This is a genomic window from Streptomyces sp. 142MFCol3.1 (assembly GCF_000424945.1).
Classification (GTDB): Bacteria; Actinomycetota; Actinomycetes; order Streptomycetales; family Streptomycetaceae; genus Streptomyces; species Streptomyces siamensis.
In genome coordinates this window covers 1-7265 of sequence record NZ_AUKV01000078.1, presented here as the reverse complement: position 1 = coordinate 7265, position 7265 = coordinate 1, and the positions used below count along the sequence as shown (strand labels likewise).

The following is a 7265-nucleotide window of genomic DNA, read 5'->3' as shown; positions in this document are numbered from 1 at the left end:
CCCGGTGCGCCGGAGTTCGCGCCTGCGCCGCGGCCGGTCGCCGCGCCGGAGCCGCAGCCCGGGCCGGAGCCGCAGCAGCGGCCCGCGGCGGTGCTTCGGCCCGAGCCGGACGTGTCGTCCGCGGCCGGTCCCGCCCCTGTGCGGGAACCCGAGCACGCGCCGGCGTCGCGGCCGGAGTTCGGGCCTGCACCGGGGCCGGTCGCCGTGCCGGAGCCGCTCCGTGCGCCGGAGCCGACACCTGCCCCTGCCCCTGCCGCCGCGCCTGCGCCGGAGCCGCAGCAGCGGCCCGCCGCGGTCGTGCGGCCCGAGTCGGGTGCGGCTTCCGGGACCGAGCCCGCTCCGGCGTCCGCGCCGCAGCCGCATTCCGAGGTGGCGCCCGCGCCCCTGCGGGACCCGCAGTCCGCGCTGCGTCCGCTGCCCGAGACGGCACCGGTGTCCCTGCCTGTCACACAGGAGTTCAGGCCCGTGCAGCAGCCGCAGCGGCCCGAGCCGGACGTGCCGCCCGCGGCCGTCCCCGCCCCGGAAGGGGCTCCCGCGTCCGCTCCCGTCGCGCAGCCCGCGCCTGCCGTGGCGGAGTCCGGGCCCGCGTCGCAGCCGGTCCGCGCGTCGGAGTCCGAGCACGGGTCCGGGCCGCGGGCGACTGCCGTGCCGGAGCCGCAGGCCGCTCCCGTGCAGTCGCCCGCTGCCGTGCTGCGCTCCGAGCCGGCCCCCGCGCCTGCTCCGGCCCCCGCGCCGCAGCCCGTCGCGGAGGGGCCCACGCCCGCGACGTTCGTGCTGCGTGCCGTGCCGGAGCCGAAGCCGCTGCCGGGGAGCGCGGCGACGCACGTACTGCGTGCCGTGCCCGAGTCGGCCGCCGGTGCGGTGGCCGCGCCGACGGGGGAGTTCGGGCCGGCACCGGTGTCCGAGCCCGCACCCGCACGCAAGGCCGCCACCGAGTCCGCGCCCCTGCTGGACGCGGATCCCGAGCCGGAGCCGAAGCCCGCTCCCGTGCGCGGCTTCGACGCCGTCGCAGAGGCCGTGCTCGACCAGGCGCCGGAGGGCGACGGCTCGCCGCAGGTCCTCCAGGAGCCCGTGGCACGGATCAACGAGGCCGTGAAGATGGGCCGGATCGAGGCGGCCGCGGGCATGGCGGAACAGGCCGTCGCGGAGGCGTCGCACTCGCTCGGCCAGGAGCACCCCGAGGTGCTGAAACTGCGCGAACTGACCGCGTACATCGCCTACTTGGCGGGTGACGCGCTCCGGTCCTTCCACCTGTCGCTGGACCTGGCGCAGGTCCGCCGGCGCCACCGCGACCCGCGCGCCGCGTACGGCAACGTGCAGAGCGCGGCGGCGGCCTGGCGCGCCGTCCGTGACCCGCTGCAGGGTCTGCACCTGGGACGTGACCTGATCGGCGTGTGGGCGGAGCTCGCGGCCGACGGCGGTCCCGCCGCCGAGGACATCGAGCAGCTCGAGTCGGCGCGTACCCGCATGGGCCGCCTGTCCGAGCGCGCCCGTGTCATGGCCGACAACCCCTACGCGCAGACGCCTCGGGCCCATGGTCAGTGACGGCCGGGGCGCACGGCGCGGTCCCGCGGGGCGAGGAGGGGACCGGCCCGGCGCGGGCGCGGCCGGCGCGTCCGGAGCCGGGGTCGCCGGGCTCGGGGCGTCCCGCGCCGGGGAGCCGGGTGCCGGGGCGGACCGGGCCGCCGCGGCCCGCCGCCGCTCCCCTCGGCCGCGAACGCGGCCGGGCCGCCCGGGTGCCCGCGCCCCACAGGTCGGCGACCCGGTCCCGCGTACCGAGGTGACCGTCAACGAGCTGACCGGCACCATGAGTTGGCGCACACTCACGCCGGGCGGCGCCGGAAGGCGGGGCCGCACCGATCGCTCGGCGACGCCCGCGGGACCGCGGGGCGCAGCCCCGATCCCGACGCCCCCGGCCGCCGTACGGGCCGCGGTCGACGTCCACGTCGAGTCGCTCGGCGCGGGCGAGTTGCAGCATCACCTGGCCCGGGTCGGCGCCCTGCGCTCGCGCGTCGCGGCCGACGTCGCCCTCGGCGGGCGCGTACCGGCGGTGGTCGCCGCCAGAATGCGTTCGGTCTCCACGCCGGCCGCCGCCCACGCGCTCACTGCGGAACGTACCGATGCAGTGCGGGAGTTGGGCCGAAAGGCGCCCGCGGCGAGGTTGGTGACCCCCGTGGCGGCCCCGGCACGGCCACCGGCCGCGCCGCCGCCGGGGCCGCGGCGCTGACCGGGATGCCTGCCTAGGACGACAGCGCCCACACCGCATGGGCGAGGGCGTCGCCGTTGCGGTCCAGCGCGGTGTCGTCGATGTTCGACGTCGTGTCGCAGGAGGAGTGGTAGCAGCGGTCGAACGGCCGGCCCGCCGTACCGCCCCACTTCGTGGCCTGAGCCGTCGTCTTGACGTAGTCGGCGCCGCTGAAGAGGCCGCCGACCGGGATGCCGGCGTTTTTGAAGGGGGCGTGGTCGGAGCGGCCGTCGCCCTCGGTCTCCGGCTCGGTCGCGATGCCCAGGCCCGTGAAGTAGTCCTTGAAGGTCTTCTCGATGGCGGGGTCGTCGTCGTAGACGAAGTAGCCGGGGTTCGGGGAGCCGATCATGTCGAAGTTCAGATAGCCGCTGATCTTCGAGCGGTTCGCGGAGGAGAGGTTGTTGACGTAGTACCGGGAGCCGACCATGCCGAGCTCCTCGGCGCCCCACCAGGCGAACCGGAGGTGTTTGGTGGGCTTGTACTGCGCGCGGGACACGGCGAGCGCCGTCTCCAGGACGGCCGCGGACCCGGACCCGTTGTCGTTGATGCCGGGCCCCGCGGTCACGCTGTCCAGGTGGGATCCGGTCATGACGACCTGATTGGAGTCGCCGCCGGGCCAGTCGGCGATCAGGTTGTAGCCGGTGCGTCCGGACGAGGTGAACTGCTGGAGGGTCGTGGTGAACCCGGCCGCGTCCAGCTTCGCCTTCACGTAGTCGATGGACGCCTTGTAACCGGTGCGGCCGTGCGCCCGGTTGCCGCCGTTGGCGGTGGCGATGGACTGCAACTGCGCGAGGTGCGCCTTGACGTTGGCGACGGGGAGGTCGGGGGCGGCGGCCGCGGCGGGGGACACGGGTGCCGCGCCGGCTATGGAACCGGTGGTGAGGAGGGTGGTGGCCGCCACGACGGCAGCGGCGACGGCACGTCCGGGAACGGAGAGCTTCATGTGGGGGGCTCCGAATTCCGCAGTGAGTGGGGAGCCCGATGGTGGGGGTGAGGCTGACGCTCCGTCAAGAGCGGAATCCGGTCACCCCCGTCCGCATACCGGAACGCCGCGGTGCCGCGCGTCCGAAGTCACGGGCCCCGCGTGTGTCCCCCTAGTGCACGCAGAACTCGTTCCCCTCCGGGTCGGCCATCACCACCCACTCGCCGGCCGGTTCCTTCGTGTGCCGCAGCACGCTCGCCCCCAGCTCCGTCAGCCGCTCGACCTCGGCCGCGCGCTCTCCCGGCGCCGGGTGCAGATCGAGATGGAGCCGGTTCTTGACGGTCTTGGCCTCCGGCACGCGCTGGAAGAGCAGCCGCCGGCCGAGACCGGTGCCGCTGTCCTCGTCGTACGGGTCGTCCGGATGGCGCACGGCGATCAGGTCCCGGAAGGCCGCGCGGCCGTGGAAGTCGACGGTGGCCTCGGCCGGCAGCGCGCCGATGTTCAGCAGCCGTTCCACCAGCGCGCTGTTGTCCTCGGCCCGGTAGTGGAGCGCGGCGGCCCAGAAGTCGGCCTGGGCGTGCGGGTCGGAGGCGTCGACGACGAGTTTCCAGTGCAGAGGAGTGGGCGTCATGGCGGGCATCCTGCCAGTCGGCCGGCGGTTCGGGGGCCGGGCCGCCGAACCGGTCCCGCGGCCGGACGACGCGGTGCCCGAGCGGCACCCCCTACGCGTGCTCGCGCGGGGCGGTGACCGTGCCGGCGTCCGGGGCGGTGCCGGGGCTCACGACGGCGTCCGCGCCGGTGACGACCTCGGTCCCCACGGCGATCTCCGCGGCCTCGGCGACCTCGGCCGGCGAGGGGCGGCCGGCGTTCCGCAGCTGGCGGGCCGCCCGCCGCGCGGTGCGCAGCGCGTCGAAGGTGAGCAGCGACAGCGCGAGCCAGACCAGCGCGAACCCGGCCCAGCGCTCGGGCGGCATGGCCTCGTGGAAGTAGAGGATGCCGAGCAGGAACTGGAAGACCGGTGCGAGGTACTGCAACAGGCCCAGCGTCGACAGCGGCACGCGGATCGCCGCCGCCCCGAAGCAGACGAGGGGGAGCGCCGTCACCACGCCGGTCGCGGCGAGCAGCAGGGCGTGCCCGCCGCCCTGGGCGGCGAAGGTCGCGTCTCCCCGGGAGCCCAGCCACACCAGGTAGGCCACCGCGGGCAGGAACTGGATCGCGGTCTCGGCGGCGAGCGACTCGATGCCGCCGAGGTTGACCTTCTTCTTCACCAGACCGTAGGTGGCGAAGGAGAAAGCGAGACAGAGGGAGATCCACGGCGGCCGGCCGTAGCCGATGGTGAGCACGAGGACCGCGCTGAAGCCGACGCCGACGGCCGCCCACTGCACGGGCCGCAGCCGTTCCTTGAGGATGAGGACGCCCATCGCGATGGTGACGAGCGGGTTGATGAAGTAGCCGAGCGACGCCTCGACCACGTGTCCGCTGTTGACCGCCCAGATGTAGACGCCCCAGTTGACCGTGATGACGGCCGCGGCGATGGTGATCAGACCCAGCCTGCGCGGCTGCCGCAGCAGTTCGCCCGCCCAGGCCCAGCGCCGCATGACCAGCAGCGCGATGCCGACCACGCCGAGGGACCAGACCATCCGGTGGGCGAGGATCTCGACCGCCCCGGCGGGCTTCAGCAACGGCCAGAAGAGGGGGACGAGCCCCCACATGCCGTACGCCGCGAAGCCGTTCAGCAGACCTACGCGCTGCTCGCTCTTCGACGTCGCGGCCACCGCTGCCTCCTTCTCGTGTGACCGCCGCTCTCGTGCGGCGGAAGCCTCGAAGAAGGTAGCGCCGAGGACCCCTGCGTGTCATGCCCGTATCGCCATACGGTCATGACAGGCAGGGGTGGCGGCGACGGGACCCCGGGGACGCGGGGTTCAGCCCTTCAGCGCCGCCTTGATCGACTCGGCGAGCGGGGTGGTCGGGCGGCCGATGAGGCGGGACAGGTCGCCGCTGGTTCCGGCGAGCAGCCCGCGCTCCACGGCCGCGTCGACGTCCACGAGGATCGCCGCGAACGGCTCGGGCAGACCCGCGCCGGTGAGAATGCCCTGCAGCACCTCGCCGGGCACGTTGTTGTACACGATCTCCCGGCCCGTCTGGGCACTCAGCTCGGCCGCGTACTCGGCCAGGCTCCATGCCGTGTCGCCGCTCAGCTCGTACGTCTTGTTCTCGTGCCCCTCGCCGGTCAGCACGGCGACCGCCGCCGCCGCGTAGTCGGCACGGGACGCGGAGGCGATGCGGCCCTCGCCGGCGGAGGCGACGACGGCGTCGTGCTCCAGCACCGGGGCGAGGTTCTCGGTGTAGTTCTCGTGGTACCAGCCGTTGCGCAGGAAGGTGTACGGCAGGCCGGAGTCGAGGATCGCCTGCTCGGTGCCCTTGTGGTCGTCCGCCAGCTCGAAGTCGGCCGCCGGCCCGCCCAGCACACCGGTGTACGCGAGCTGCGCGACCCCGGCATCCTTCGCGGCGTCGATCACGGCGGTGTGCTGCGGGATGCGCTGCCCGACCGCGTTGCCGGAGATCAGCAGCACCCTGTCGCCGGCGGCGAAGGCGCCCTTCAGGGTCTCGGGCACGCTGTAGTCGGCCACGCGCAGCTCGACGCCGCGGGCGGCGAGGTCGGTGGCCTTCTCCTCGCTGCGGACGACGGCCACGATCTCGGACGCCGGGACCTTCTCCAGCAGGCCGTCGATGACGTGACGGCCGAGGTGTCCGGTGGCTCCGGTGACGACGATGCTCATGAGTGAACTCCTTGTGGGGTGGTCTGACACTCACCCTAGGGGGTGCACTAACTCTGCGAAAGTACCAACTTTCAAGTAAGGTACTGGCATGGCAGTAAGTACCGGAGCAGCAGAGAACAAGTACACCGTCGGCGAGGCGATGTGCCCCTATCGCCTGGTGCTGGAGCACGTCACCAGCCGCTGGGGCGTCCTCGTCCTGATCGAGCTCCTGGAGCGCCCGTTCCGCTTCAGCGAGCTGCGCCGCGCGATCGGGCGGGTCAGCGAGAAGATGCTGACGCAGACCCTGCAGACGCTGGAGCGCGACGGGCTGGTCCACCGCGACGCCAAACCGGTCATCCCGCCGCGCGTCGACTACTCGCTCACCGACCTGGGGCGTGAGGCCGCGGTGCAGGTGAAGGCCCTCGCGTCGTGGACCACGGAGCGCATGGGCGACGTGGAGCAGGCCCGCCGCACCTACGACGAGGCCCGGGAGGCGAGCTCCCGGGCCTCGTGAAGGGCATGACCCACCGCGCGGCGGCCGCGTCTCAGCCGACGACGGTCCAGGTGTCCCCGCCGGCGAGAAGTGTGGCGAGGTCGCCCTTGCCGTTCTGTTCGATGGCGGTGTCGAGCTGGTCGGCCATCTGGGTGTCGTAGACGGGGCGGTCGACGGCGCGCAGGACGCCGATGGGGGTGTGGTGCAGGGTGTGGGGGTCGGCGAGGCGGGAGAGGGCGAAGGCGGTGGTGGGGGAGGGGGAGTGGGCGTCGTGGACGAGGATGTCGGCTTCGTTGTCGGGGGTGACGGTGACGATGTCCAGGTCGCCGGTGTGGGGGTTGCGGATGACGCCGCGGGTGTTGTCGGTGCCGAAGCGGATGGGCCGGCCGTGTTCGAGGCGGATGACGGCTTCCTGGGCCTGTTGCTGGTCCTTGAGGGCGTCGAAGGCGCCGTCGTTGAAGATGTTGCAGTTCTGGTAGATCTCGACGAGGGCGGTGCCGGGGTGGGCGGCGGCCTGGCGCAGGACGTCGGTGAGGTGTTTGCGGTCGGAGTCGATGGTGCGGGCGACGAAGGAGGCTTCGGCTCCGAGGGCGAGGGAGACGGGGTTGAAGGGGGCGTCGAGGGAGCCCATGGGGGTGGATTTGGTGATCTTGCCGATTTCGCTGGTGGGGCTGTACTGGCCTTTGGTGAGGCCGTAGATGCGGTTGTTGAAGAGCAGGATCTTGAGGTTGACGTTGCGGCGCAGGGCGTGGATGAGGTGGTTGCCGCCGATGGAGAGGGCGTCGCCGTCGCCGGTGACGACCCAGACGGACAGGTCGCGGCGGGAGGAGGCGAGTCCGGTGGCGA

8 protein-coding genes are annotated in these 7265 nt (G+C 73.5%); 3 read left to right on the top strand and 5 right to left on the bottom strand.

The annotated features are described in order from the left end of the window. Positions 1-369 precede the first annotated feature (369 nt). Both H305_RS55605 and H305_RS49070 read left to right on the top strand, forming a co-directional pair. Positions 370-1545 (top strand): tetratricopeptide repeat protein, encoded by a 1176-nt coding sequence (locus H305_RS55605; protein ID WP_234021456.1) that lies wholly within the window; start codon positions 370-372, stop codon positions 1543-1545. A 235-nt stretch (positions 1546-1780) separates the two neighbouring features. Further along, positions 1781-2227, top strand: coding sequence for a hypothetical protein (locus H305_RS49070; RefSeq protein ID WP_051371623.1), 447 nt, complete (start codon positions 1781-1783; stop codon positions 2225-2227). A 13-nt stretch (positions 2228-2240) separates the two neighbouring features. Here H305_RS49070 and H305_RS0143280 read toward each other — a convergent pair whose 3' ends face one another. From H305_RS0143280 to H305_RS0143265, 4 genes are all read right to left on the bottom strand, one after another. Continuing rightward, positions 2241-3188 (bottom strand): M28 family metallopeptidase, encoded by a 948-nt coding sequence (locus H305_RS0143280; RefSeq protein WP_028805896.1) that lies wholly within the window; start codon positions 3186-3188, stop codon positions 2241-2243. 151 nt (positions 3189-3339) lie between these two features. Beyond that, positions 3340-3807, bottom strand: a complete 468-nt coding sequence (locus H305_RS0143275) for a VOC family protein (RefSeq protein WP_028805895.1) — start codon at positions 3805-3807, stop codon at positions 3340-3342. An 82-nt stretch (positions 3808-3889) separates the two neighbouring features. Then, positions 3890-4942: an EamA family transporter RarD gene (rarD, locus tag H305_RS49065; protein WP_051371622.1), complete on the bottom strand. Its 1053-nt coding sequence runs from the start codon at positions 4940-4942 to the stop codon at positions 3890-3892. A 147-nt stretch (positions 4943-5089) separates the two neighbouring features. Next, on the bottom strand, positions 5090-5947 hold the full coding sequence (locus H305_RS0143265; RefSeq protein WP_028805894.1) for an SDR family oxidoreductase: 858 nt from the start codon (positions 5945-5947) through the stop codon (positions 5090-5092). A gap of 88 nt (positions 5948-6035) precedes the next feature. On the opposite strand from H305_RS0143265, the gene H305_RS0143260 reads away from it, so the two are divergent. Further along, the gene (locus H305_RS0143260; protein ID WP_028805893.1) at positions 6036-6440 is read left to right on the top strand and encodes a winged helix-turn-helix transcriptional regulator; all 405 of its coding nucleotides are present in this window, start codon (positions 6036-6038) and stop codon (positions 6438-6440) included. A 31-nt stretch (positions 6441-6471) separates the two neighbouring features. Here H305_RS0143260 and H305_RS0143255 read toward each other — a convergent pair. Beyond that, positions 6472-7265: thiamine pyrophosphate-dependent enzyme (locus H305_RS0143255; RefSeq protein WP_028805892.1), on the bottom strand; the 794-nt coding region annotated here is incomplete at its 5' end.

Coding starts and splice junctions, on each gene's coding strand:
- H305_RS0143280 (WP_028805896.1), bottom strand. CDS start 3,188: ATGAAGCTCTCCGTTCCCGGACGTGCCGTCGCCGCTGCCGTCGTGGCG.
- H305_RS0143275 (WP_028805895.1), bottom strand. CDS start 3,807: ATGCCCGCCATGACGCCCACTCCTCTGCACTGGAAACTCGTCGTCGAC.
- H305_RS0143265 (WP_028805894.1), bottom strand. CDS start 5,947: ATGAGCATCGTCGTCACCGGAGCCACCGGACACCTCGGCCGTCACGTC.
- H305_RS0143260 (WP_028805893.1), top strand. CDS start 6,036: ATGGCAGTAAGTACCGGAGCAGCAGAGAACAAGTACACCGTCGGCGAG.